General features: G+C 71.0%; 27 protein-coding genes. 10 read left to right on the top strand and 17 right to left on the bottom strand.

Annotated elements, in window-relative coordinates; translation table 11 throughout:
- Positions 1 to 316 precede the first annotated feature (316 nt).
- From JXZ78_RS20385 to JXZ78_RS20370, 4 genes are all read right to left on the bottom strand, one after another.
- Positions 317 to 1,828 carry a phytoene desaturase family protein gene (locus JXZ78_RS20385; protein ID WP_050502300.1) on the bottom strand — a complete coding sequence of 504 codons (1,512 nt, stop codon included), beginning with the start codon at positions 1,826 to 1,828 and terminating at the stop codon, positions 317 to 319.
- The gene (locus JXZ78_RS20380; RefSeq protein WP_308281052.1) at positions 1,825 to 3,894 is read right to left on the bottom strand and encodes an ABC transporter ATP-binding protein; all 2,070 of its coding nucleotides are present in this window, start codon (positions 3,892 to 3,894) and stop codon (positions 1,825 to 1,827) included. Before JXZ78_RS20380 ends, JXZ78_RS20385 begins: the two co-directional genes overlap by 4 nt.
- A 293-nt stretch (positions 3,895 to 4,187) precedes the next feature.
- A complete protein-coding gene (locus JXZ78_RS20375) occupies positions 4,188 to 5,975 on the bottom strand; it encodes a threonine/serine exporter family protein (protein ID WP_030019234.1) in 1,788 nt (595 codons plus the stop codon).
- 269 nt (positions 5,976 to 6,244) lie between these two features.
- Entirely contained in the window at positions 6,245 to 6,964 is a 720-nt protein-coding gene (locus JXZ78_RS20370) for a DedA family protein (protein WP_030019235.1), read from the bottom strand.
- A gap of 401 nt (positions 6,965 to 7,365) precedes the next feature.
- Between JXZ78_RS20370 and JXZ78_RS20365 the strand changes: the two genes are divergently transcribed.
- Positions 7,366 to 7,737 carry a YbjQ family protein gene (locus JXZ78_RS20365; protein WP_030019236.1) on the top strand — a complete coding sequence of 124 codons (372 nt, stop codon included), beginning with the start codon at positions 7,366 to 7,368 and terminating at the stop codon, positions 7,735 to 7,737.
- Between the two features lie 123 nt (positions 7,738 to 7,860).
- Here JXZ78_RS20365 and JXZ78_RS20360 read toward each other — a convergent pair whose 3' ends face one another.
- Positions 7,861 to 8,619, bottom strand: coding sequence for a MerR family transcriptional regulator (locus tag JXZ78_RS20360; protein WP_030019237.1), 759 nt, complete (start codon positions 8,617 to 8,619; stop codon positions 7,861 to 7,863).
- 127 nt (positions 8,620 to 8,746) lie between these two features.
- Here JXZ78_RS20360 and leuE point away from each other — a divergent pair, with 127 nt between their 5' ends.
- Positions 8,747 to 9,421, top strand: coding sequence for a leucine efflux protein LeuE (leuE, locus tag JXZ78_RS20355; protein WP_030019238.1), 675 nt, complete (start codon positions 8,747 to 8,749; stop codon positions 9,419 to 9,421).
- Between the two features lie 127 nt (positions 9,422 to 9,548).
- Positions 9,549 to 10,133 carry an ATP-binding protein gene (locus JXZ78_RS20350; RefSeq protein ID WP_308281051.1) on the top strand — a complete coding sequence of 195 codons (585 nt, stop codon included), beginning with the start codon at positions 9,549 to 9,551 and terminating at the stop codon, positions 10,131 to 10,133.
- A 50-nt stretch (positions 10,134 to 10,183) separates the two neighbouring features.
- Here the strand turns inward: JXZ78_RS20350 and JXZ78_RS20345 are convergent, their stop codons facing one another.
- The gene (locus tag JXZ78_RS20345; RefSeq protein ID WP_030019239.1) at positions 10,184 to 11,233 is read right to left on the bottom strand and encodes a methyltransferase; all 1,050 of its coding nucleotides are present in this window, start codon (positions 11,231 to 11,233) and stop codon (positions 10,184 to 10,186) included.
- 362 nt (positions 11,234 to 11,595) lie between these two features.
- Between JXZ78_RS20345 and JXZ78_RS20340 the strand changes: the two genes are divergently transcribed.
- The 3 genes from JXZ78_RS20340 to JXZ78_RS20330 all read left to right on the top strand — a co-directional run bounded on the left by JXZ78_RS20340 (position 11,596) and on the right by JXZ78_RS20330 (position 13,989).
- Complete coding sequence (locus tag JXZ78_RS20340; protein ID WP_030019240.1) at positions 11,596 to 11,829, top strand: hypothetical protein; 234 nt, start codon at positions 11,596 to 11,598, stop codon at positions 11,827 to 11,829.
- Positions 11,830 to 11,844: 15 nt separating this feature from the next.
- Positions 11,845 to 13,257, top strand: coding sequence for a glutamate decarboxylase (gene gad, locus JXZ78_RS20335; RefSeq protein WP_030019241.1), 1,413 nt, complete (start codon positions 11,845 to 11,847; stop codon positions 13,255 to 13,257).
- 108 nt (positions 13,258 to 13,365) lie between these two features.
- Positions 13,366 to 13,989, top strand: coding sequence for a Uma2 family endonuclease (locus JXZ78_RS20330; RefSeq protein WP_030019242.1), 624 nt, complete (start codon positions 13,366 to 13,368; stop codon positions 13,987 to 13,989).
- Here the strand turns inward: JXZ78_RS20330 and JXZ78_RS20325 are convergent, their stop codons facing one another.
- A complete protein-coding gene (locus JXZ78_RS20325) occupies positions 13,990 to 14,631 on the bottom strand; it encodes a PadR family transcriptional regulator (RefSeq protein WP_030019243.1) in 642 nt (213 codons plus the stop codon).
- Between the two features lie 95 nt (positions 14,632 to 14,726).
- On the opposite strand from JXZ78_RS20325, the gene JXZ78_RS20320 reads away from it, so the two are divergent.
- Positions 14,727 to 15,440, top strand: a complete 714-nt coding sequence (locus tag JXZ78_RS20320) for a bleomycin resistance protein (RefSeq protein ID WP_030019244.1) — start codon at positions 14,727 to 14,729, stop codon at positions 15,438 to 15,440.
- Between the two features lie 41 nt (positions 15,441 to 15,481).
- Here the strand turns inward: JXZ78_RS20320 and JXZ78_RS20315 are convergent, their stop codons facing one another.
- The 3 genes from JXZ78_RS20315 to JXZ78_RS20305 all read right to left on the bottom strand — a co-directional run bounded on the left by JXZ78_RS20315 (position 15,482) and on the right by JXZ78_RS20305 (position 18,618).
- On the bottom strand, positions 15,482 to 16,027 hold the full coding sequence (locus JXZ78_RS20315) for a DinB family protein (RefSeq protein WP_030019245.1): 546 nt from the start codon (positions 16,025 to 16,027) through the stop codon (positions 15,482 to 15,484).
- A 178-nt stretch (positions 16,028 to 16,205) separates the two neighbouring features.
- Positions 16,206 to 17,663 carry an aldehyde dehydrogenase family protein gene (locus JXZ78_RS20310; RefSeq protein ID WP_030019246.1) on the bottom strand — a complete coding sequence of 486 codons (1,458 nt, stop codon included), beginning with the start codon at positions 17,661 to 17,663 and terminating at the stop codon, positions 16,206 to 16,208.
- A gap of 91 nt (positions 17,664 to 17,754) precedes the next feature.
- The gene (locus tag JXZ78_RS20305) at positions 17,755 to 18,618 is read right to left on the bottom strand and encodes a Sco1979 family transcriptional regulator (protein ID WP_033037403.1); all 864 of its coding nucleotides are present in this window, start codon (positions 18,616 to 18,618) and stop codon (positions 17,755 to 17,757) included.
- Positions 18,619 to 18,938: 320 nt separating this feature from the next.
- On the opposite strand from JXZ78_RS20305, the gene JXZ78_RS20300 reads away from it, so the two are divergent.
- Entirely contained in the window at positions 18,939 to 19,460 is a 522-nt protein-coding gene (locus JXZ78_RS20300) for an ATP-binding protein (protein WP_030019248.1), read from the top strand.
- Positions 19,461 to 19,626: 166 nt separating this feature from the next.
- Here the strand turns inward: JXZ78_RS20300 and JXZ78_RS20295 are convergent, their stop codons facing one another.
- The 5 genes from JXZ78_RS20295 to rpmG form a co-directional block, all read right to left on the bottom strand.
- Complete coding sequence (locus JXZ78_RS20295; protein ID WP_030019250.1) at positions 19,627 to 19,866, bottom strand: DUF397 domain-containing protein; 240 nt, start codon at positions 19,864 to 19,866, stop codon at positions 19,627 to 19,629.
- A 363-nt stretch (positions 19,867 to 20,229) separates the two neighbouring features.
- Positions 20,230 to 20,466: a 30S ribosomal protein S18 gene (rpsR, locus tag JXZ78_RS20290; RefSeq protein ID WP_030019251.1), complete on the bottom strand. Its 237-nt coding sequence runs from the start codon at positions 20,464 to 20,466 to the stop codon at positions 20,230 to 20,232.
- Between the two features lie 116 nt (positions 20,467 to 20,582).
- On the bottom strand, positions 20,583 to 21,782 hold the full coding sequence (locus JXZ78_RS20285) for a GTP-binding protein (RefSeq protein WP_050502301.1): 1,200 nt from the start codon (positions 21,780 to 21,782) through the stop codon (positions 20,583 to 20,585).
- The gene (locus JXZ78_RS20280) at positions 21,782 to 22,036 is read right to left on the bottom strand and encodes a type B 50S ribosomal protein L31 (RefSeq protein WP_030019253.1); all 255 of its coding nucleotides are present in this window, start codon (positions 22,034 to 22,036) and stop codon (positions 21,782 to 21,784) included. The genes JXZ78_RS20285 and JXZ78_RS20280 overlap by 1 nt, the downstream gene beginning before the upstream one ends.
- 8 nt (positions 22,037 to 22,044) lie before the next feature.
- Positions 22,045 to 22,209, bottom strand: coding sequence for a 50S ribosomal protein L33 (rpmG, locus tag JXZ78_RS20275; protein WP_030019254.1), 165 nt, complete (start codon positions 22,207 to 22,209; stop codon positions 22,045 to 22,047).
- A 50-nt stretch (positions 22,210 to 22,259) separates the two neighbouring features.
- Between rpmG and rpmB the strand changes: the two genes are divergently transcribed.
- Together rpmB and rpsN are read left to right on the top strand one after the other, a co-directional pair.
- Positions 22,260 to 22,496, top strand: coding sequence for a 50S ribosomal protein L28 (gene rpmB, locus JXZ78_RS20270; RefSeq protein WP_030019255.1), 237 nt, complete (start codon positions 22,260 to 22,262; stop codon positions 22,494 to 22,496).
- Positions 22,496 to 22,801, top strand: a complete 306-nt coding sequence (gene rpsN, locus JXZ78_RS20265; protein ID WP_030019256.1) for a 30S ribosomal protein S14 — start codon at positions 22,496 to 22,498, stop codon at positions 22,799 to 22,801. Before rpmB ends, rpsN begins: the two co-directional genes overlap by 1 nt.
- Before the next feature lie 56 nt (positions 22,802 to 22,857).
- On the opposite strand, the gene JXZ78_RS20260 is transcribed toward rpsN, so the two are convergent.
- Together JXZ78_RS20260 and JXZ78_RS20255 are read right to left on the bottom strand one after the other, a co-directional pair.
- Positions 22,858 to 23,448 carry a Uma2 family endonuclease gene (locus tag JXZ78_RS20260; protein WP_030019257.1) on the bottom strand — a complete coding sequence of 197 codons (591 nt, stop codon included), beginning with the start codon at positions 23,446 to 23,448 and terminating at the stop codon, positions 22,858 to 22,860.
- A gap of 104 nt (positions 23,449 to 23,552) precedes the next feature.
- Complete coding sequence (locus JXZ78_RS20255; RefSeq protein ID WP_030019258.1) at positions 23,553 to 24,398, bottom strand: nitrilase-related carbon-nitrogen hydrolase; 846 nt, start codon at positions 24,396 to 24,398, stop codon at positions 23,553 to 23,555.
- Positions 24,399 to 24,512 lie beyond the last annotated feature (114 nt).

Genomic DNA, 24,512 nt, shown 5'->3' with positions numbered 1-24,512 from the left:
GGCGCCGGAACGGGACGCGACGGAAATACGTCAGCCAGGCCGACCGCAGGGAAACCGCGGTCAACTGCTCGGCAGTCGGACCGGCAGAGCCTTACGTCCAGCAGTAACGCCGCAACGGCGCATGTGTGGGGGGACAGCGCTTCATTCGTCACCGTATCAAACGGACATGCGCGCCGTTTAGGAGTGCATTAAACCCTTCTTGCAGGCAGGTGACTTCTGAGGCCAATGTCTCAAGGTATGGACTGCATAAACGACATGGCGTGACGACGGGCAACGCTTTGCCGATACCGCGCCATTTCAGTGACAGAAAATCCCGTTATACGGGCACAGAACCGAAAAGGCCCGACGAACAGGAGAAATTCACCGGCCCGGGCGCCAGGCCGGGCACCTCACGCGTGCCGAAGCGGTGCCGGAGCGCGGAGAGCGCGGCCAGACAGCCGGACATGCCGTGCACGCTGGGCCCCGGAGGGGTGGCCGAGGAGCACAGGAAGACGCCCGGCAGCGGTGTGCGGTACGGGTCGAGGCGCGGGGCGGGCCGCGCGATGCTCTGGTAGAGCGTCATCGCGCCGGAGCCGATGTCCCCGCCGACGTAGTTGGGGTTGTAGTCCTCGTACGCGGCGGCGGGCACGGAGCGGTGTGCGAGGACCGTGTCCCGGAAGCCGGGGGCGTAGCGCTCGATCTGCGCGCAGACGCGGTCGAAGGGGTCGGTGGGATCGCCGTTCGGTACGTGCGCGTACGCCCACACCGGGCGCTTGCCGGGCAGCGCGCGCCCCGGGTCGGCCACCGCCGGGTCCACGACCAGGACGAAGGGGTTCTGGGTGCGTACTCCACGGGCGTTCGCCGTCTCCTGCCGGACCATCTCGGTGTGGGTGCCGCCCAGATGCACCGTTCCGGCGCGGCCCACGGCCGGTTCGGACCAGGGGATCGGCTCGGAGACCAGGAAGTCGACCTTGGCGGCGCCCGGGCCGTAACGGAAGCGTTCCAGGGAGCGGGCGTAAGCGCGCGGCAGCCGGTTGCCTGCGAGGGCCAGAAAGCCCTTGGGGCTGGTGTCGAGCAGTACCGCTCGCGCGCCGCGCAGTTCCGCCAGGTCCCGTACGGAGTGCCCGGTGTGGAAGACGCCACCGTGCCCGACGATGTCCTCGGCCATCGCCTCCGCTATCCGGCCACTGCCGCCGCGCGGCAGCGGCCACCCCGTCCCGTGCGCCAAGTGACCGAGCAGCATGGCCACCGCGCCGGACGCGAGACTCGGCAGCTTGCCGACTGCGTGCGCGGCGACACCGGTGAGCAGCGCAGGTGCCTCCTCGCCCTGGAAGCGGGCCGCGCCCAGCGCGCTGCCGTGCAAGGCCACCCGGCTCGCCAGCAGCAGCGCGGCCGCAGGATCCCGAGGCAGACTGCGCTGCCCGGAGAGAATCAGGTCGACGACCGCTTCGCTGTGCTCCAGCAGCGGCCCCAGCAGCCGCCGCCAGCGAGGGCCGTCGGGCCCCAGGTGCTCGCAGGTCTCGGCCAGCGACCGGTGCGCCAGGGCAGCGCGGCCCCCCTCCAGCGGATGGGCGTAACTGATCTCCGGTTGCAGGAGTTCGACCCCTCGGCCCGCCAGGTCGAACGCGCGGAAGAACGGCGAAGCGGCGGCCATGGGGTGGACGGCCGAGCAGATGTCGTGCACGACATCGCTGTCGAAGAGGGAGGCGGTGCGCAGCCCTCCCCCGATCGACTCGGCCGCCTCGTACAGCTCCACGCGCAGGCCCGCGCGGGCCAGGACCACTCCGGCCGCGAGGCCGTTGGGGCCGGTGCCCACGATGGCGACGTCGGGGCTGTTCTTGGTGCTCATCGCTGCTCCTCACTGCTGACGGGCCGCAGCCGCATCGTCTGCTCGCCGCCCCGGACGGGCTGGAGCCGCATCGTCTGCTCACCGGGCCGGGGCACCGGAGGTCCGCCGGGACGGCCCGCCGGGGGCCCGCCGGCCGTCATGAAGTGCGCCGCCGTCTCCGGTTCCCCGCGCGCCGGACCGGCCGCCGCGCCGACGAGACCCGCCGTGCCGACGAGGCCCGCCGCGCCGGCCAGGCCGGGCCCCGCGTGCAGTTGCGAGCCCGCCAGCCTGCGGTAGAGCCCGTCGCGCTCCATCAGCTCCTGATGGGCGCCGGTGGCCCGGACGCTGCCCCCCTCCAGCACCACGATCTGCTCGGCGTCGATCACCGTGGATATCCGGTGGGCGATGGCGACGACCGCGCACTGCCGGGAGACCCGGCGCAGCACGTCGCGGAAGTCGCGTTCGGAGTCCGAGTCCAGGTGGGAGGTGGCTTCGTCCAGCAACATGACCGCGGGCTTCTGCAGCAGCGTGCGGGCGATGCACAGCCGCTGGCGCTGACCGCCGGACAGTCCGCTGCCCTGGTCGCCGAGTTCGGTGTCCAGGCCCTGCGGGAGGCCGGCGACCACGGAGCCGAGGCCGGCCATCTCCACCGCCTCCCGGACGGCGTCCTCGCCGGCGTGCGGATTGGCGTACGTCAGGTTCTCCCGCACGGTGCCGCGCATGGCCGCGCTGTCCTGCTGGACGTAGCCGACCAGGCCCCGGACGGTGTCGAGCGGCAGCGTTTCGACCGGCTGACCACCGAGCAGGATGCGGCCGCCGTCCGGCGGGTAGAAACGTTCGATCAGCTGGAACAGGGTGGACTTGCCCGCACCCGAGGGCCCGACCACCGCCGTCAGCCCACGCGCCGGCACGCTGAAGGAGACGCCGTGGAGCACCTGCGTCCGGTCCTCCTGCCGGCCGCGCCGGTAGGCGAACCGTACGTCGCGGAACTCGACCGCCGGCGGGTCCTGCCCCGGCCACGCGCCGGACGCCGGGCGCCTCGCGCCCGCCGTACCACTGGCTCCCCCGACGGCCGCCGTCCCGCCGCCCTCCTGGGGCAGCGCGACCAGCTCGTCGACCCGCTGGATGGCGGCCCGGCCCTGCACGAACTGGCCCACCGCCATGAAGAACATCACCAGCGGCGACACCAGCTGGAACAGGTACATGATGAACGTGGTCAGGACGGCCATGTCCATCTCGCCGCGCGCCACCCACGTCATGCCGACGCCCACGACGACGGCGAGCGCGCCCTGCGTGCCGACGTTCATCGACGGGACCAGCAGGGCGTTGTAGGCGTTGACCCGGATGCCCGAGCGCCGCGCCTTCCCGGCCAGCCCGCCGATACGGGCGGTCTCGCGGGACTCGGCGCGGGACGCCTTGACCGTGGGCAGCGCGGAGAGTACGCGCTGGATGTCGCTGCCGAACTCTCCGGTGTCGTCGCGGTTCTGCAGGGCCGCCTTGCGCAGCTTGCGGGCGAGCACCAGGGAGACGACGGCGGCGGCCCCGAGGCAGCTCATGGTGATGAGCATCAGCCACGGGTCGATGACGAACATCAGGACGACGCCGCCGGTCACGGTGGCGCCACTGGTGATCAGCTGCGCAAGGCTCTGCGAAAGGGCGATCTTCACCAGCGAGGTGTCGGTGACCGCGCGGGTCAGGATGTCGCCCTGCGGATGTTTTCCGAATGCGGCGAGGTCGGCCCGCAGCAGCCGTTCCGTCACCAGCCGGCGGACACTGTGGACGATATTCTCCCCGGCCCGCCCGATCACATAGGACTGGAGCGAGGAGAAAAGCGCGCCCGCGCAGAAAAGGCCGACGAGCCGGCCGATGGGCAGGCCGAGCGGGTCACCCGAACCCGCCGCCGCGATCAGTTCTCCGATGGCCCAGGGCTGGGTGAGCGAGGCGGCCACCCCCAGCAGCCCCAGGAGCACGCCCGCCATCAGCAGGGCGCTGTGCTGCTTGAACACGCTCGCCACCGCACCGGCGCCTTTTCCGGCACGGTGTCCGGCCTCGCCGGCCGGCCCCGCGTTCCCGGCACGTTTCGCCATGAGTGCTCCCCCGGTCGGACGACGGCCGCGCCGCACGCGCGGCCGGAAAAAATTCCCTGCCTCGTGGGGGCCGGTCATCAGGAGGGCCGAAAGTAGCACGGCGTCCCGCCGTAAAGTTATGCGTTAATTTCCGCGCCGGCGCACGCCATTCAGCGGTGGAGCGGCCGTACGCGACCGGCGTCAGTTAATTGCTTTGTTGGGTGCCCGGCGTTGGCTGTCCGGCGCTTTTTCCGCGGACGGCCGGAGCTGCCGGCGTGGCGGGCAGTTCCCTCTTCCCCGGGCGCCGCGGCCCCTCAGAAGCCCCGCGTCCGCTTCGCGGCGCGCCGTTCGCCCGGCTCTTCCTGGGTGACGCCGGGGGCCTTCATGAAGAGGCGGGCCACCTCGCCGCCGAGGTTCACGCCGACCGCGATGGCCAGGGCCAGCGAGGCGGCCTTGATCAGGGACGAGACGCCGGGGCCGATGTCGCCCTGGGCGAAGTTGAGCAGCCCGAAGTACGTGGCGCTACCGGGCAGCAGCGGCCCGATCGCGGCGGTCACGTACGGCAGCGCGGACGCGTACCGGTAACGGCTCAGGAGCTGCCCGAAGAGGCCGACGAGACCGGCCGCGATGGCCGTGGCGGGCACCGCGTTCATGCCGCTGACGTTGGCGAGCGCCCCGTACACGACCCACGCGACACCGCCGTTGAGCGTGGCGAGCAGCACGGTGTGACGTTCCTGCTGGAGCAGTACGCAGAAGGCCAGCGCCAGCATCATCGCGGCCGCGATCTGGACCGGCGGATCGTTGAACGACGCGAACCCGGCGGCCGGGTAGAGGTACTCCGGATTGAGCTGGAGCCCGATGTAGAGCGCGGCGAGCACCCCGATGACGATGCCGACGATGAGGTAGCCGACCTCCAGCAAGCGGGCCGACGCGGTGATGTAGTACCCCGTCAGACCGTCCTGCACGGCGGCCACCAGCGCCCGCCCCGGGATCAGCGCGAACAGCCCACCGGTGATCACCGCGGACGCCTGCACGGCGACGTGCGAGAAGCTGAGGGCGACCCCTATGGCGGCCGGCGGCATGGCGGCGACCACGAACTGGTAGAACTCCGGCAGCCCGCGGCTGGACGCCAGCCAGGCCAGCCGGTCGCCCAGCATCGAGCCGACCATGGCCGCGATGAAGACGATCGCCCCGCCGCCGACCAGCATGCTCGCCGCGCCGGACAGCAGCCCGGAGGCGATGGTCAGCGACCAGCTCGGGAAGGGGTGCCGGTTCCGCCGGATCTCGGCCAGGCCGCGGTACGCCTCCTCCAGGGTGATGCCGTCGGAGGTGATGTCGTCCACGAGGCGGAACACCGCGGAGAGCCGCGTGTAGTCCACCCCGCGCCGCCGTACCGTGCGGCTGGCCGTCACCGGGTCGTCGACCAGCGACGGCTGGTAGGAGATCGACAGCAGCGTGAAGGTGACGGTCGGCTCGACGCGCTCCAGCCCGTACGCGTGTGCGACGCCGAACATCGCGGCTTCCACGTCCTCCGCGCCCTCGCCGCCGGCCAGCAGGATCTCGCCGATCCGCAGGGTCAGGTCCAGGACGCGCGGCACCGCGGGACCGCTCTCCTCGGCGCGCTCCACCCGCTCGGGGACCGGCCGCTCGCCGACCGGCATCCGCAGCATCGTGCGCATCCGGTCCTGCCAGGGCGTCTGCTTGGTCAGGCTGATCACGGGGATGCCGTGCGGCGGCGTGAAGGCGGGCCAGCCCGCCGGCGTCCGGTCGGGCAGCTGGTGCTGACCGGTGGTGCTGCTGGTGCCGGCGGGCGGGGTGAAGGCGGAGCCTTCCGGCTCGGCCGGCGCCTCCGTCTTCAGACCGTCGGGGAGGGCGAACTCGGAGGTGGGGTGCTCCTCCTCCGGGACCTGCGGGTACGGCATGCCGGGCGGCGGGGTGAAGGCGCTGCGCGCCTCGTCCGACTGGAGCTTGCGGTCCTCGGGCTGCTCGCTTCCGCCGTTCGTACCATTGCTGGCGCCGTGTGCGCCTTTGACGCCGTTCACGCCGTTCTTCCCGTTCGTGCCGTTGGTTCCGCGCTGGCCCCGCTGTGCGTCCGACGCCACGTCTCTTCGCTCCTCGTACGCCTCCTGCCGACCGTCAAGGACACGATGCCTGATGGTCGGCAGGGGCGCGCGTGGCGGGGCCCTTACTGAGGTTCATATGAGCTGCGAGTGTCCCCTGCTTCCCAGGGGAAACCCGTGAATCCCGGCCCGGCGGCACCATAGGCGTCGCTCGGCGGTCACCGGGACCGTTTGTCTGCGGATCACCGGCACCGCCGTACGCAGGGTCCCGTACGCCACCCGCCGGCGGTACCGCCGATCGGGCTCGGCGCTCAGCGCTTGGCGTGCCGGCCGCGGCGGCCGTCGTTGCCCGGCTGGCGGGGCGGCTGGACGGCGCCCGTCGGGTCGTACGGCTGCTCGGCGGCGGCCTTCTTGTTCTTGCCGCGGGCGCGCAGGTACTCGATGACGATCGGGACGACCGAGATCAGCACGATCGCGACGAGGATCAGCTCGATGTGCTGGTGGACGAACTCGATGTTGCCCAGCGAGGCGCCGAGGAGGGTGACACCGGCGCCCCAGAGGGTGCCGCCGATGACGTTGAAGGTGATGAACGAGCGGTAGTTCATCTTGCTCACGCCCGCGATGATCGGCGTGAAGGTCCGCACGATCGGCACGAAGCGGGCCAGGATCAGCGACTTCGGTCCGTGCTTCTCGAAGAACTCGTGCGCCTTCTCCACGTTCTCCTGCTTGAAGAGCTTGGAGTCCGGGCGCTTGAACAGCGAGGGCCCGACCTTGCGGCCGAAGAGATAGCCGGCCTGGTCACCGAGGACCGCCGCGAGCACGATCAGCAGGCACACCAGCCACAGCGGCTTGTCCAGCTTGTCGGTCGTCACCAGCAGGCCGGTGGTGAACAGGAGCGAGTCGCCCGGCAGGAAGAAGCCGATCAGCAGGCCGGACTCCGCGAAGACGATGATCAGCACGCCGATCAGCCCGAACGTGCCGATCAGGTAGTCCGGGTCCAGCCACTGGGGGCCGAGCGCGAGAGTATTCACGGGGTGAAGGCTCCTGGGTCGAGGGCGCCGGATCGTGCGGTACGACGGAATGCAGGCGCAGTGTGCGGCCCAAAGCTATCAACGCCGGATGACGGGCCATGGTTCCAGCCGCCCGTCGCGGCCCCCGCACGCCCCGCGCCGGACCCCGCCACGGCCGGACGAGGACGCCCCGCCGCGGGCTCCGCCGCCTCCGTACGGCCCCGCCCCTCCACATCCGTACGAGCGACAAAAGCCGCGTCTCTCCCTCCCCCTCGCCCTCTCCGTCTCCGCCATGGCCGGACACAACCGCCCCCACCCTCCCCGACACGCCCGATTCCCCCCACCCGGCGCTCCCCCATGAGACGCTCCCCGCGAGGAGCCCGCCTCCAGGCGGCTCACCGTACGGAGGGACGGGACACACGATGGGCATCGAGGAGTTCGGCGGCGGCCAGGCCGCGCAGGCCGACGTGCTGGTGGTGACGACCAACGACGTCCCCGGCTACGAGGTGCAGCGGGTCGTCGGCGAGGTCTTCGGCCTGACGGTGCGCTCCCGGCACCTGGGCAGCCAGATCGGGGCCGGGCTGAAGTCGATGATCGGCGGCGAGCTGAAAGGCCTGACCAAGACGCTCGTGGAGACCCGCAACCAGGCGATGGAACGGCTGGTGGAACAGGCGCGGGCGCGCGGCGCGAACGCGGTGCTGATGTTCCGCTTCGACGTGACGGAGGCGGCCGACGTCGGCACGGAGGTCTGCGCGTACGGCACCGCCGTCGTGATCACCCCGAAGAACGCCTGAGCCCACTCGGAACCCCGCCGGACACCGCCCCGCCCGTGCGGGGCCGGGGACGCACTCCCCCGCCCCGTACGGACCCGGCCCCCGTCCGGCTCGACCGCCATACGCACTCGGCCCCCTACGGACTCAACTCATACGGACCGCGTTGGCCAGCATCGCGTCCCGCATGTACACCGCCAGCCCCGGCCGGATGGCCTCGTAGGTGGCGGTGAAGCGCTCGTCCGCGACGTACATCTCGCCGAGGCAGGTGTGCATCTCGTGCGAGCAGTCGTAGTAGCCGGACGAGATGAACCGGCGGTGCTCCTCGGCCACGTCCATCGCCTCGGCCGAGTCCGCGGGCAGCCCGCCCGCCATCACCTCGGCCATCTTCCGGTGGACGGCGTCGAACTCCTCCGTCAGCCGCTTCCAGTCCTCCTTGGTGTACGAGGCCGTCCGCCGCTGCGACTCCTGGTACGCCTCGCTGCTCCCCCAGCGCTCGCGCACCTCGTCCGCGTAGTCGTCCGGATCGAAGTCCCCGAACACCTCGAACTTCTCCTCGGGTGTGAGATTGACGCCCATCTTGCGTGCCTCCATCGCGTGTTCGACGGCGGCGGCCATCGCCTGGAGCTTGCCGATCCGGGCGCTGAGCAGCGCGTGCTGCCGCCGCAGGTGCTCCCGCGGGTCCGCGTCCGGATCGTCCAGGAGGGCCGCCACCTCGTCGAGCGGGAAGCCGAGCTCCCGGTAGAACAGGATCTGCTGGAGCCGGTCGAGATCGGCGTCGCCGTAGCGCCGGTGCCCCGCGTGACTGCGCTCCCCCGGAACCAGCAGCCCGATCTCGTCGTAGTGGTGCAACGTACGCACCGTCACCCCGGCGAACCCGGCGACCTGCCCCACCGAATAACCCACCTTCCCGCCCTCCTTCCCTTGTCCCTCTCGGTACGCACTCCACGATGAATCCTCACGCCACGTGAGGTGCAAGTCCGTATACCGGAAACCTGTGGGACGCACGGGACACGAATGGCATCCTGCCGCCATGCTGGGGATAACCGATCTTCCGACCTACCTGGCGGGCCTCGCGCTCATCATTCTGCTGCCGGGCCCGAACTCGCTGTACGTCGTCTCCGTGGCCGCCCGCCGCGGCCCGCGCGTCGCCTATCGCGCGGCGGCCGGCGTACTGTGCGGCGACACCGTCCTGATGACCCTGTCAGCAGGCGGCGTGGCCTCGCTCCTACAGGCCAGCCCGGTCCTCTTCACCCTCGTCAAATTCGCCGGCGCGGGCTATCTCACCTGGCTGGCGGTGGGAATGCTGCGCGGCGCGTGGGCCCTGTGGCGCAACCGGGAAACGGCCAGGTCCCTCCGCAAGCAGGCCACGTCCGGCGAAACCCCCGCCACCAAGGAAGCCCGCGAACGCCCGTACCGCCGGGCCCTGGTCATCAGCCTCCTCAACCCCAAGGCGATCCTTTTCTTCATCTCCTTCTTCGTCCAGTTCGTCGACCCCGCCTACGCCCACCCCGTCCTCTCCTTCCTCACCCTCGGCGCCTGGGCCCAGCTCTTCAGCCTCACCTACCTCTCGATCCTCATCTTCAGCGGCACTTACCTGGCCGCCACCTTCCGCCGCCGCAAACGCCTGACCGCAGGCCTCTCGGCCGGCGCGGGCGCGGCATTCCTGGGCTTCGCGGCGAAGCTTTCACTGGCGAGTTCGGGCTGATGCGACGGCTGGCAAGGTAAGCCCGGTCCACGGGGGCCGACCGTCACGCGGGACGGGGAGAACCCTGATCCGTGCGGGCCCCGACACGACCCCGTCGATCCGACCGGACGCCAAGTGCCCGGAAGCGATGTCCGGCATGAGAAGCGCCCGCTGCTTCTCATGCCCCGACGCCAGTACCGCGCCGGCTTCGTCGTGTGCGGCAGTGATCCAGTCGGCCCGGCCGAGTCGAGCGCCGCAGGCCACCCGGAATGCCGCGACTTCGGCGCCGCTGAAGGAGAACACCCAGGACCAAGGCACCTCCGTAGCCACGCTCGGTGCCTTTTTCGCTCCCGCCCCGCAGCGAAGGTTTCCCGGTACGGCCGGCAGCGTCGGGCGGGCTCGCGCGTACGCCCGGCAAGTCGTCGAGCAATCCGTGCCCGGCATCGCCGAAGGACAGGTCGCCCTGGTCGAATTTCTCGTCAGCGAACTCGTCACCGACGCCTGCCGCCACGGAGCCGAGCCAGGGGGCTCCGTAGCCGTAACCATGTGCGCTTTCACGGGCGGAGTGCAGATTCAGGTACATGCTGCGCCCCGGCGCCGCCCCCGTCACAAGCCCCGTAAACCAGCCCGCCAAAGAGGCCGTGGCCTGCTCATCGTCGGAGCTCTCGCAGACAGTTGGGGCGTGGCCGACCGTCCGCTCGGAAAAATCGGGTGGGCGGAGCCGGCATGGTGACCTGTGCGGCGGGCCCCGCCCGGTCCGTACCCGTACCGACTCCGTACCGGTCAGATCCCAGCGGCCTCGATCACGAACAACGCATCCGCGGTCGGCAGCGGAGTGACGCCGGTGATTTTGAAGCCGGCCGTGGCGCACAGATCCTCGAAGTCGGCGCGGGTGCGTTCCCGGCCGCCGACGGTGACCAGCATGTTGAGGTCGCTCATGTAGGGCAGGGCGGTCGCGCCGGGCCGTACCGTGTCGGTGAGGACCGGCTCGATGATCAGCAGTCGGCCGTCCGGCGGCAGCACCGCCCGGATGTGGCCCAGGATGCCCGCGCACCGCTCGTCGTTCCAGTCGTGGATGACGCTCTTGAGGAGGTACAGGTCGCCGCCGGGCGGCGCGGACGCGAAGAAGTCGCCGGTTTTCAGTGTCACGCGGTCGGCGACCCCCGCGGCGGCCAGTTTCGCGGGGGCCTGGGCGAGGCCCTCGGCGCTGTCGTAGATCATGCCGCGCGGCGCGGGGTGGGCGCGCAGGATCGCGGCGAGCAGGGTGCCGTCGCCGCCGCCCACGTCGACGATGGTGGTGAAGCGGCCGAAGTCGAAGTGGGGCGGTACGTGCTGGGCGGCGGTGTGGGTGCGCTGGCCCATCGCGGTGTTGAACGCCCGCGACAGCTCCGGTTCGCCCTTGAGGTGGCTGAAGAAGTCCGTACCGAAGATCGTGTCGAAGGCCGGCGCGCCGCTGCGCACGCTGTCCTCCACCCGCTCCCGGGCGCGGGTCATGAACGGCTCGCAGAAGACGCGGGCCAGGGTGGCCATCGAGTCGGGGGCGTCGCGGCGCAGCAGCGCCCCGGCGGCGGTGGCCTCGAAGACGCCCGCCTCGTGTTCGGTGAGCAGGTCCAGGGCGGCCAGGGCGCGCAGCAGGCGCAGGGTGGCCTGCGGGTCGGTGCCGCACGCGGCCGCCACGTCGGCCGCCGTACGGGTGCCGTCACCGATGCGGTCCAGCACGCCCAGCCGGGCGGCGGCGCCCACGGCGTACGTGGCCAGCTGCCCGAACAGCAGCCGGGAGACGGTGGCGCGGGCCTCGCGGGCCGGCGTCGCCCGTTCCTCGTTCGCTTCCACGTCGGCTCCTTCGGGTCGCGTCGGGCACCGCTCCCGCGCCGGACCGGCGGCCGGGTGACGGCACGGCGGTCCGGCGGATCCGTGTCCCCCGTCCCGCGCGATAAGTCAGGCAAAACTAAGTTCCCGTACGGGTTGGCGCAATACCTGCGCAATGCGGGCCGGGGGCGCGGTTGTTGAGGGGTCATCCATGCCGCGCGACAGGGGGCGGGGCGCCTGACGTTCGGGCGTCTGCCGCGATCGGAAGCGGGAGGCGGGCGCGGGTTCGGGGAGGGGGCGCGTGTACGGGTGCGTACGCAGGCGTGTACGCGGGCGCGCCGAATACCCCTTATGCACGTATCGTCGCCACCGTAGGAGGTGTCGTCATGTCCGAGCCCAGCGCACGCACCACCGTCCGACTCGCCGTCGTCCACTACTCCTCGACCGGTACGGTCGCCGGGCGTGCCAAGACCGCCGCGGAAACCGCCGAGAAGGCCGGCGCCTCGGTGCGGCTCCGCAAGGCCGCCGAGCCGGCGTCGCGGGCCACCGCCGGCGCCCGGGAACGGCATGTCGTGAAGTTCACCCGCGCCCTGGAGGCAGGGCTTCCCGCGGACGGCTGAGGGTACGCGCGCACCATGCCACTCCACGAGGGATCAGACGCCAAGGACGGCAGGCAGCATCTGTCGGTCAACCCCTTCTACGGCGAGGCCGACCCGGTCGCGGGCATGGCCACGGCCCCGCCCCGGCACACTCTGCCGGACGGCCCCACCGCCCCGCGCGCGGCTTACCAGCTCGTGCACGACGAACTGATGCTGGACGGCAATTCCCGGCTGAATCTGGCCACTTTCGTCACCACCTGGATGGAGCCGCACGCCGACGTCCTGATGGCGGAGTGCCGCGACAAGAACATGATCGACAAGGACGAGTACCCGCGCACCGCCGACCTGGAGCAACGGTGCGTCGCCATGCTCGCCGACCTCTGGCACGCCCCCGACCCGACCGCCGCCGTCGGCTGCTCGACGACCGGCTCCAGCGAGGCGTGCATGCTCGCCGGGATGGCCCTCAAACGCCGCTGGTCCCGCGCGAACGCCGACCGCTATCCGGCGAGCGCGCGGCCCAACCTGGTCATGGGCGCGAACGTGCAGGTCTGCTGGGAGAAGTTCTGTACGTTCTGGGAGGTGGAGGCCCGGCAGGTGCCCATGCGCGGCGACCGCTTCCACCTGGACGGCGAGTCCGCCGCCGCGCTCTGCGACGAGAACACCATCGGCGTCGTGGCCGTCCTCGGCTCGACCTTCGACGGTTCGTACGAGCCGGTGGCGGAGATCTGCGCGGCCCTTGACGACCTCCAGGAACGTACCGGTCTGGACATCCCCGTCCACGTGGACGCGGCCTCCGGCGGCATGATCGCGCCCTTCCTGGACCCCGGCCTGGTGTGGGACTTCCGGCTGCCGCGCGTGGCCTCCGTCAACACCTCGGGCCACAAGTACGGGCTCGTCTACCCCGGCGTGGGCTGGGCCCTGTGGCGCGACCGGCAGGCCCTGCCGGAGGAACTGGTCTTCCACGTCGACTACCTGGGCGGCGACATGCCCACCTTCGCCCTCAACTTCTCCCGGCCCGGAGCCCAGGTCGTCGCCCAGTACTACACGTTCCTGCGGCTGGGCCGGGAGGGCTACCGCGCCGTACAGCAGACCACCCGCGACGTGGCCCGCTCGCTCGCCGACCGGATCGGCGCGCTGGGCGACTTCCGCCTGTTGACCCGCGGCGACGAACTGCCCGTCTTCGCCTTCACCACGGCCGACGGCGTACGGAACTTCGACGTCTTCGACGTGTCCCGCCGGATGCGGGAGCGCGGCTGGCTCATCCCGGCGTACACCTTCCCGCCCGACCGCGACGACCTGTCCGTCCTGCGGATCGTCTGCCGCAACGGCTTCTCGCACGATCTGAGTGATCTGTTCGTGGCCGATCTGGAGCGGTTGCTTCCGGAACTTCGGGCGCAGGGCGGACCTTTGGGGGGACGGGCGGGGCGGGACACCGCGTTCCACCACTGAGGGCCCTGAAGGGCGCGCCGTCCTGCGTCACTCGTGCGGGTGGCGCTACGGTCGTTCTCGGGACGTGAGGCCACGAACACGTTCACGATCCGGTGCATGGGAGCAGCAATGGCCGCAGAAGCCGAGCAGGAGCGGGGAGAGCGGGCCACCCCGGAGAACTGGATGTACCCGCCGCCGGGCGGCTGGACGTTTGACCAGGTGAAGGATTCGGAGCTGCCGTTCGCATGGGAACTGCTGGATGGGAATGTCGTGGTCCGAGGAATGGCCGTGTGGTGGCACAACCGCGTACGGGATCGGCTGTATTACCAGCTGGAGAGCGCCTGTCGTGAGCCATTCGCCGTCAACGTCGAACAGTGCACCGTGATCGATGAACGCAACGCCCCCAAGCCCGACGTGGTGGTCTTCGACGAGTCGGAGCTCGATATCGACACGGTGGCCCAGATCCCCGTGGAGAAGGTCGCACTCGCAGTGGAGGTCGTGTCCGACGGATCGCGCCTCGCCGACCGCTTCAGCAAGCCGGCCCTGTACGCCGAAGCCGGCATCCGCTCCTACTGGCGTATCGAGCGCGACGAGGACGGCCTGCCCGTAGTGCACGAGTTCTGGCTGCATCACGAGGCGGGGGTCTACGCTCCGAGCCCGGAGCGGCCCACCCACGTCGGCAAGTTGGTGACGAACGTTCCGTACCCTGTGGAGATCGATCTCCAGGCGCTCGTCAGGAGGCGTCCGGCCTGATCAATCTCCGTACTCCGGATCCGCCTCCCCCGTCGCATACGGATTCACCTGCCCCTCCGCCAGCACCCCCACGAACGGCTCCCCCTCCCCCGCGAACACGTACGCCCCGCCTTCGATCCGCTCGATCAGCCCCCGCGTCCACTCGGCGCCCCCGTCCGCCGCGTGCACCCACATGTTCATGATCTCGCCGATGTGGCCCAGCTGCTCCGGGCCGTCCGCCGGCGTGTAGTACTCGGTGACCGAGAGCCGCCACTCCTCCAGGCCCCGCACCCGCTCCTTCAGCAGGGCCACGGCCTCCTCGCGCGGCAGGTCCACGAGGAAGCCGATCGCCGCGCTCAGCTCGTCGACCTTGCGGTCGTGCTGGGAGAGGGACGCGCGCAACAGCGCGAAGTACTCCTGCGTGCCCGCCTCGGTCAGCTCGTACTCCGTACGCGGCGGGCCGCCGGCCGGGCTGGGCGCGATGTCGTGCGCGCGCATCAGTCCCTGCTTGGCCAGCTGCTTGAGCGCGTGGTAGATCGACCCCGGTTTGGCGTTGGACCACTCGTGGGCGCCCCAGTACTCCAGATCGTTGCGCACCTGGTAGCCGTGCGCCCGCCCGTGCTGGCGCACGGCCCCCAGAACCAACAGCCGGATCGCCGACATCGTCTCCTCGCATCCCTCGCTCTCGCGCTGCCACCAGCCTAGCCGATCAGCTATTCAAGTTTGATTACTGCTGCGGCGCGCCGTACGCTCCCGGCATGGCCGAGACTGTGATTCCGATCCTCCCGTGCCCCTCCATCGACGAAGTCCTCGACTTCTACAAGGCCCTCGGGTTCGAGGTGACCTCGTACCAGACCGCCCCGAACCCGTTCTGCGGCGTCCGCCTGCGCGGCATCGAGCTGCAGTTCTTCGGGATGAAGGCCCACGACCCGGCCACCTCGTACAGCACCTGCTACGTGCTGACCGACGACGTGGACGGGCTCTACTCGTCCTTCCGGACGGGCCTGAAGGCCGCGTTCGGCAAGGTGCCGACGCGCGGCCTGCCGCGGATCGGGGCGCTGAAGGACATGGCGTACGGCGTGCGGCAGTTCCTGATGACCGACCCCGGCGGCAACTGCATACGGATCGGCCAGCCGATCGGGGACAGCTTCGACTACCCGCCCGTCCCGAAGGAGCGCTACGCGCGGGCCCTCCACCAGGCCACGCTGCTCGGCGAGTCCAAGGGGGACCACGCCGCGGCGGCCCGGATCATCGACCGGGCCCTGGAGCACGGGCCGGGTGACGACGCCGGGCCTGACCCGCTCCAGCTCGTACGGCTCCTCCTGCTGCGCGCCGAGATGGCTGCCCAGTTGGACGGCTTGCCCGCGGCCGTCCCCTGGCTCGACCGCGCGGACGCGGTCGAACTCGGCGCCGCTGACCGGGAGTCCGCGCGCGACGCGCTGCGCCGGGCGGCGGACCTGCGGGCCGGGTAGGGCTGAAGGCACCGCCCACGGCCACGCCCGCAGCCTCCGGATCAGCCCTGCGTCGCCCGCTCCTCGTCGACCAGCGTGAAGGCCGTCTTGCCGTCCAGGGACTCGCGGATCACGTCCGCGTGCCCGGCGTGCCGGGCGGTCTCCTCGATCAGGTGCAGCAGGAGCCAGCGCATCGACTGCACCGCGTTCGGCGGGTACCAGGGCGCCTCGGGCAGCGGGAAGGTGGCGTTCAGGTCGGGCAGCGCGCGGACGAACTCCTCGGTCCTACGGGCCACCTCGTCCCAGAAGGCGAGCGTCGACTCGACGGTCTCCTCGCCCTCCAGCTGGAAGCTCAGGTGCCAGTTGTCCATGTCCCGCTCGATGGAGTGGGGCTTCTCCTGGGCGGTCTCCACCCAGCCCTGCTCGACCTCCGCGACATGCTTGATCAGGCCGGACAGGGACAGTTCGCTGGCGGACGGCTTCCGCGCGGCCTGTTCGTCGGTGAGGCCGAGCACGGCCCGGCGCAGTCCGCCGCGCTGCGCCTCCAGGAAGGCCAGGAGCGCGCCGCGCTCGTCACCGTGGGCTTCGGCCGGAACGTGAGTGGGCATGGGGTCCGCCTTTCGTGGGGGCCGCGGCGCTGGTGCCGCGGCCCGACACGAAGAACTTATGAAGCGTTGAGGACAGGTACGGTCCTCAACCGGCCACCGCCCGGGAAAATCCCCCGGCGGGGCCGGCGGCGGGGACGGCTGGAGCGGCCCAGCGGCCCAGCGGCCCAGCGGCGCACGGCTAGAACGGGAACCGTGACCGGCCGTGCTGGATGGAGATCCACTTGGTGGTGGTGAAGGCCTCCACCATCGCGTCACCGTTCAGCCGCCCCAGCCCGGACGCCTTCTCGCCGCCGAAGGGCACGATCGGCTCGTCGTGCACCGTGCCGTCATTGATGTGGATCATCCCGGTCTCGACGCGCTTGGCGAACCGCACGCCCCGCTCGATGTCGGCGGTGTGCACCGCGCCGCTGAGCCCGTACGGCGAGGCGTTGGTGATCCGTACGGCCTCGTCGTCACCGTCGAACGGCACCAGCGCCACCACCGGCCCGAAGATCTCCTGGGTGAGCGCCACGGAGTCCTCCGGCAGCCCGGCCAGCACGGTCGGCGCGACCAGGGTGCCGCGCACGGCGCCGTGGACGAGCGCGGTGCCCCCCTCGGCGACGGCGCGGTCCACCACCGCGGCGACGGCCTCCGCCTGTCCCTCGTTGATCAGCGGGCCGATGTGGGTGGCCGGGTCGCTCGGGTCGCCGACCTTCAGGGTCTTGACCTTGGCGACGAACTTCTCGGTGAACTCCTGCTCCACCGCCCGGTCGACCAGCACCCGGTTGGCGGCCATGCAGACCTGCCCCTGGTGCACGAAGCGGCTGAAGACGGCGGCGTCCACCGCGTAGTCGATGTCGGCGTCGTCAAGGACGACCAGCGCGCTGTTGCCGCCCAGTTCCAGGATCGTGCGCTTGAAGTGGGAGGCGGCGACGGTCGCGACATGGCGGCCGACCTTCTCGGAGCCGGTGAAGGAGATCACCTTCGGCACCGGGTGTTCGATGAGCGCGTCACCGATCTCCGCGATGTCGGTGACCACGACGTTCAGCAGGCCCGGGGGCAGCCCGGCCTCCTCGAAGACCTTGGCGACCAGGCCGCCGCCGCAGACCGGGGTGTTCTGATGGGGCTTGAGGACCACGGCGTTGCCGAGGGCGAGCGCGGGCGCCACCGACTTGACCGACAGCAGGAAGGGGAAGTTGAAGGGGCTGATGACGCCCACGACACCGACCGGGAGCCGGTAGAGCCGGTTCTCCTTGCCGTCCACCGGGGACGGCAGTATGCGGCCCTCGGCGCGCAGCGACAACTGGATCGCCTCGCGCAGGAATTCCCGTACGAGGTGGAGTTCGAAAGCCACCTTGGCGTGGGTGCCGCCGACCTCGGCGGCGATTGCGGCACCCAGTTCCCGCTCCCGGTCGTCGATGATCCGCAGGGCGCGTTCGAAGACCAGCCGGCGGGTGTACGGGTTGGTGGCCCCCCACTCCCCCTGTGCGCGTTCGGCGGCGCGGTAGGCCTGGTCGATCTCGTCGACCGTGGCCACGGTGACGGACGCCAGCTTCTCCCCGTCGTAGGGATTGAAATCGACGATGTCCCACGAGCCGCTTCCGGCCCGCCATTCGCCGCCGATGTACTGGTACGCCAACTCGTCGAAGTAGGACATGCGAAATCCCAATCTGGAGGACAGGGCGCCGGTCACAGCGCCCCGGCCGGGGGGGTGCTGACTCCTGATGGGAACTCATGCTACCTACGAGTTAAGTCAGTTGGAGTAGACCACGTATCAAGTCTCTGGTCTCGGCCGGATTGGGACTGTCCTCCTGAAGGCGGTCCATCACCCGCGCGTACTGGGCAACCTCGTCGCGCTTGTCGAGATAGAGCGCGCTGGTCAGCTGTTCCAGGTACACGACGTCGGGCAGGCCGGGCTCCGGGAAGCCGAGCGTGGTGAACGCGCCGCTCTCCCCCGCGTGCCCGCCGAAGCTGAACGGCATCACCTGCAAGCGCACATTCGGCCGCTCGGACAGTTCGATCAGGTGCCGCAGCTGCCCGCGCATCACCTCCCGGTCGCCGTACGGTCGGCGCAGCGCCGCCTCGTCGAGCACGCAGTGGAACTCCGGCGGGCGCTCCGCCAGCAGCAGCTTCTGCCGCTCCAGACGCAGCGCGACCCGGCGGTCGATCTCCGCCGGGCTCGCTCCCGGCATCCCGCGGCGGACGACCGCGTGCGCGTACTCCTGCGTTTGCAGAAGCCCGTGCACGAACTGCACCTCGTAGGCGCGGATGAGGGAAGCGGCCCCCTCCAGCCCCACATATGTCTGGAACCAGCCGGGCAGCACGTCGCCGTAACTGTGCCACCAGCCCGCGACGTTGGCCTCGCGGGCCAGCACCAGCAGCGCCTCGCGCTCCTGCGGATCGTTCACGCCGTACAGCGTGAGCAGGTCTTCCACGTCCCGTGCCTTGAAGCTGACCCGGCCCAGTTCCATCCGGCTGATCTTCGACTCGGACGCGCGGATGGAGTAGCCGGCCGCCTCGCGGGTGATCCCGCGGGATTCACGCAGCCTGCGGAGCTGTGCCCCCAGCAGGATGCGCCGCACCACGGACCCGCTCGATTCGCTTGCGGACACCTTTGTGACCCTCCCATGGCCCACCCCGTCCAACAGTGGCCCGCAGTCTGCCACGTCCGGGCTTCGTTGAGTGCTCATCCGGTTACGGAGGCGGGAGGTCCGGGCGGGCCCTCCACAAGAACACGTAGGAAGAAATACGCGTGAAGTGGCACGGCCGCCCCCAAACAGGGCGCGTGCACGTGCATCTGCCCTTGCATCTGGCGTACGCATTGGGAACCATGGACAGCGCACGCATGCACGCTCGGGAAAGATCCGCCAGACCGCCAGATCCGGCTGCCCGGCCGGGGTCTTGACGTCCGCGAACGCCAGGAGTGCCTCGCATGGGGACCAAGGTTTTGACCATGCTCCAGCCGTTATGGCAGGGCTTTCCTCCTGTCGACCCCCTGGCTGTCTCCGGATCCGTGTCCTACTCGCTGGCCCCCCGCTACGAATCGGTGCGCGGCGCGCGGCAGTTCACCGGCGAGACCCTGCACCGGTGGGACCTGGAGGAGATCTTCGACAGCGTCGCCCTGGTCGTCTCCGAACTGGTCACCAACGCGCTGCGGCACGCCTCCGCGGCCGGCGCCCCCGGCCCGCACGAGCCCGCGCCCGCCGCGTACGAGCCTCTTCCCGACGCGGACGCGCCGCCCGCCCGGCTGCATCTGATGCGGTGGTCGTCGCGGCTGGTGTGCGCGGTACGCGACTCCAGCGACGCGTCCCCGGAGGCCGCCACGGCCGACGCCGGCGCGGAGTCGGGACGCGGCCTGTACCTGGTCGACTCCTTCAGCGACGGCTGGGGCTGGCACCCGCTGGCCGGCGCACCGCACGGAAAGATCGTGTGGGCGCAGTTCCGGCTGCCGTGAGCGGCGGAGGCTCCGGGGCCTCGGGGGCACGGGGCCCGGGGGCCACGGAGCCTCCGCCGGCCTGCCCGGACGGCCGGGACCGTCCGGGCAGGCGCGCCGGCGCGGCCGGGACCGGACCGTTTCGACCGGTACGGGTACCGGCCGCTCCCGATTCAGGCCGTACCGGTCAGTCCCTGACCAAGTGGTCGAACTCGCCGTCCTTGACGCCCGCGATCATCGCCTCGACCTCGGCCGGCGTGTAGACGAGCGCCGGCCCCTCCGGGAACCGGGAGTTGCGTACGGCGATCTCCCCGCCCGGCAGCCGCGCGAACTCCACGCAGGACCCCTGCGAGTTGCTGTGCCGGCTCTTCTGCCAGGTCACCCCGTGGAGATCCGTTGCGGCCATGCCGTTGTATGCGTCGGGCACAGGTGTCTCCCGGGGGATGCGGTGGTCAGCGGTGACGGGTCGTGGCGCGCTGAGCGGTCGGTGATGGTCTGTCAGCAGCAGTGCGCACAGCGGAGACCGGTGTCAACTGCAACTGATGGGGATCATAGCTGCGTTCATATGCCGATGCATGGTCGGATGCACGTGCACGACGGCCCGTGGCGCACCCGTCACAGCTCGTCGAACTCCATGCTCACGGGACGTATCGGCGGACGACAGAGTTCCCCGGAACAAGAGAACCGGCCTTCCGCAACACCGCGCGGTGTCGTGGAAGGCCGGCCACGGACCGGGCTTCTCCGTAAGCAGCGGCAACCCGGCAAACAGCCGTGGGCTGCCGCGCCGTCCTCACTTCGACGTGTACGGCAGCAGCGCCATCTCCCGGGCGTTCTTGACAGCGCGGGCCAGCTGCCGCTGCTGCTGCGCGCTCACCCTGGTGACCCGGCGGCTGCGGATCTTCCCGCGGTCCGAGACGAACTTCCGCAACAGGTCGGTGTCCTTGTAGTCGATGTAGGTGATCCTCGCCGCGTCCAGCGGATTGGGACGGGGCGCGGTCTTCTTGCGGGGGTCGTGGCGACGGGGCATCGGTGCTCCTGAGGGCGGTACGGATCGGACGCGGCCGGGCCGGGGCGGAGGGCCGGCGGCAGCGGGGCAGGGCAGGGCTGGGCTGGGCTGGGCTGGGCTGGGCTGGGCAGGGGACGTTACGGAACGGGGTCGAGGAGTTCGTCGAACGCGGGAGCCAGCCGCTTCCACGCCCCCGGCCCGCCCGCGTACTCCTCGTCCGTGAGCAGGCAGGTCTCCAGCAGCGACGTCAGCCCGTCGCGGTCCAGCCCCGGCGAGGTGAAGACCAGGTGCTGCGCCCGGTCCCCGTGCTCGGGGTGCCAGTCCAGGGCGGCCGCGGCGCGGCGTACCGGCGGCACCAGGTCCCAGGCGGCGTCCGGCAGCGCGGCCAGCCACGGCCCGGCGCTCTCGACGCACAGGGCGCCGCCCGCCGCGTCCCAGGCCAGCAGCGTGTCCGGCCGGTCCGCCAGCCAGAACCGGCCACGGCTGCGGGCCGCCACACAGGTCAGGTCCTCCAGCGCCGCGTACAGCCGGGCCGGGTGGAAGGGCCGGGTACGGTGCCAGACGAGCGTCCCGACGCCGTCCGCGTCGGCCTCCTGGGGCAGCAGCGCGCACGCCGGGTGCTGCCGCGCGGCGGCCGCCTCCACGTCGAACCCGGCGAGGGCCGCCGCGGCCAGCTCGCCCGGGGAGTCGACGTCCACGAGCCGCGCCGTCGGGTGCAGTTGGGCGAGCAGCGCCAGGTCGGCGGCGTCGCCCTCCTCCTCGCCCGGCACGAGGGCGAGCACCGGCGGGTACTCCAGCTGCCGGGCCCAGGTGTCCGCGACGGTCCGCTGGTCGGAGGCGGCCGCGGCGAGTCCGGCCTCGGCCAGGTCGTCGCCGCAGCCCAGGTACGGCAGCAGCAGCGCAGGATCGACGGCGGTGAGCACGCCGGTCAGCGCGAGGGCCTCGCCGCCGCAGGCGGTGACGACCTCGGCCATGGCCTTGGGCTCCACGGAGTCCCACAGTTCGACGACGGCCAGCCGGCAGGTGCGTCCGGCGGCCAGCCGCTCCAGCTCGGGGACCAGGTCCTCGCGGAGCGCGCAGCAGGCGCAGTCGTTGACCAGCGGCGCCTCGCCCGTGTCGAGCACCCCGCCGGCGTCCCGCACGGTCCGGCGAACCGTTCCTTCAGCGGCGGAGGCGAGATCGTGGTGGAGTGCGACGCTGCCGGGTACGGCGTGCAGCAACCGCTCCACGGTGGTCCGGCGGGCGTCCGAGTGCAGCCCGCCGACGATCACCACGGACAGCCGGTCCGCGCCGCCGCCTCCGGGGCCGGCGACGTCCTCCCGCGACGGGCCGCCCATCAGCGGACCCCGCGCTTCCCGTACCGGCGCTCGAACCGCTCGACGCGGCCCGCGGTGTCCAGCACCCGCGCCGTCCCCGTGTAGAAGGGGTGGCTCGCCGAGGAGATCTCGACATCGATGACCGGGTAGGTGTTGCCGTCCTCCCACTCGACCGTCTTGTCGCTGGTGGCGGTCGACCGGGTCAGGAAGGCGTAGTCGGCGGCCCGGTCGCGGAAGACGACGGGCCCGTACGGCGGGTGGATTCCAGGCTTCATGACGCTGCTCAGCGCTCCTCTCGGAAGTCGACGTGGCGGCCGGCGACCGGGTCGTACTTCTTCAGCACCAGCCGGTCGGGGTCGTTCCGGCGGTTCTTGCGGGTGACGTAGGTGTAGCCGGTGCCGGCCGTGGACCGGAGCTTGATCACGGGTCGTAGTTCGTTGCGGGCCATGGGCGCTACTATACAGAAATGGTTTCCATTTTCATTAGGAGGTGCTGACCTTGTCCGCCCACTGCCAGCTCACCGGCCGCAGCCCCGGCTTCGGCAAGTCCGTCTCGCACTCGCACCGCCGCACGTCCCGGCGCTTCGACCCCAACATCCAGCGCAAGCGCTACTGGCTGGCGAGCGAGGGCCGGCACGTCCGCCTCACGCTCAGCGCGAAGGGGATCAAGACCGTGGACACGATCGGGATCGAGGCGGCCGTCGCCCGCATCCGCGCACGAGGGGAGAAGGTCTGATGGCCAAGAAGAGCAAGATCGCGAAGAACGAAAAGCGGCGCGCGACGGTGGCCCGCTACGCCGCCCGGCGGGCCCTGCTGAAGTCCGTCATCCGCAATCCGCACACACCGGAGCAGGAGCGGCTGGCCGCCCAGCACGAACTCGCCCGCCAGCCGCGCGACGCGAGCGCCACCCGCGTACGCAACCGCGACAGCGTCGACGGCCGCCCGCGCGGCTACTTCCGCGCCTTCGGCCTCTCCCGGGTCAAGCTCCGCGAGCAGGCGCATGCGGGGTTCCTGCCGGGGGTGCGGAAGTCGAGCTGGTAGGGGGGAGGGGACGGCCCGCCCCGTTCGCGGAACTCGGGGCGGGCCGCCCGGTCAGCTCAGAACTGGGTGGTGTCGAGATCGAAATCGAGGGGGTCCGGCAGGGAGATGACCTTCTCTGCCAGCTTGATCTCGCGCACGTTCAGGTACTGGTCGCCGGAGGGTTCCGCGCACAGGGTGGCGAGGTCGGCGGCACGGTCGATCAGCAGGTAACAGGGGATACCGGCACGGGCGTACCCGCGCAGCTTCTTGATGCGGTCGTTCCCCGCCGTCGAGGACGAGAACACCTCGACGACCAGCATGACCGGCGAGGGGTCGTGGAAGCCGATGTCGTCGTCGAAGCTGCCCTTCGGGGCGACCGCCAGGTCGGGGATCACCTTCCCGGTGGACGAGCCCCCCGGGACGGAGAGTCCGATGTTCGTGTAGCGCCCCAGGTCCTTACGGTGATCGCGCACCTGCCCCGAGAGTTCCGACACGATCTCTTCGTGCCTGCCCACGGGAGGTGGTACCCCGTGGATTTCCCCTTCGATCAGCTCCACGCGCCATCCCTTGGGGGCTGCCGCGCTCAACGCTTCGAAGGCATCCTCGGCCGATGCGGGTGCGCGCTCATCGGCGGCCCACGGTTCGGGGTCCGGAACGGTCAGTGCCACGGTGGGCCTCCTTCGTGCGGAGCGACACTGCCGCCTTGGGCGACGCCACGCGAGCGTTCGGGTGACCTTTCCTCCGTTCGAGCACACGACCGCTTTTCCGCGGGTCAGCTGTCCCCGCCCTCGTCGATCAGGCGCCGCACCTCGCGGTCGATGAGGCCGAGGCGGGCCTCCGCGACCAGGGGGACGGCGCGGCGCTGGCGGCGGGCCTCGGACAGGTCGATGTCCACCGTGACCAGCGCGGTCTCCCACTTCGGAGCCTGGGCCACCACCGTGCCGCGCGGGTCCACCACCCGGGAGCCGCCCCAGAAGGCGGCGCCGTGCTCGTTGCCCACGCGGTTGACGAAGACGATCCAGCACTGGAGCATCCGCGCCGTGTAGGAGAGCAGCGTGTCCCAGTACGAGCCGGTGTCCATCGCCTCCGGGTCGAGGCTGGCGGCGCTGTTGGTGGGGACGAACAGCACCTCGGCACCGTCCTGCACCGCGATCCAGGGCAGCACCGGCTGCCAGGCGTCGTTGCAGACCAGCGTCGCGCCGCGGCCGCCGCTGGGCGACTTCGTCAGGCCGTATGCGCGCAGCGACTGGCCCGGGCTGACGTGCTTGCGCTCCTCCCAGGAGAGGTAGTTCGGGAGGTAGAGCTTGCGGTGCGCGTGCAGCAGCGTGCCGCCGGCGTAGTAGGCGGCCGTGTTGTAGGCGCGCAGGACTGTGTGCTCGTGGAAGCCCACGAGCACGTCCGGGCCGAGCAGGCTCAGGTCGCGCAGCCGTGGGTCCTGCGCCTCGACCGAGACGTCTTGGGACAGGGCGCCCAGGTGGTAGCCGTGCAGGCTCAGTTCGGGGAAGACGACGAGGTCGGCGCCCTGTTCGGCGGATTTCTCGACCTCTTCGCGCGCGGTGGCGAGATTCGTGTCGACCTCGCCCAGCGCGCAGTCCGTCTGTGCCAGCGCCACCCGCATGCCCGCACCTCGCTCCGTCGGCCGTCGCGCCCGCCGGGACGGCGTGTGGCGGGCGGTACGCCCGCCTTGCGCACGGTTTGTGGCGTTACGAGCGGTACGTAGTCATGCTGACAG

Source organism: Streptomyces monomycini (assembly GCF_022271435.1).
Classification (GTDB): Bacteria; Actinomycetota; Actinomycetes; order Streptomycetales; family Streptomycetaceae; genus Streptomyces; species Streptomyces monomycini.
Note: the sequence above shows the minus strand (reverse complement) of the source record. Positions and strands in the feature narration are given on the sequence as shown.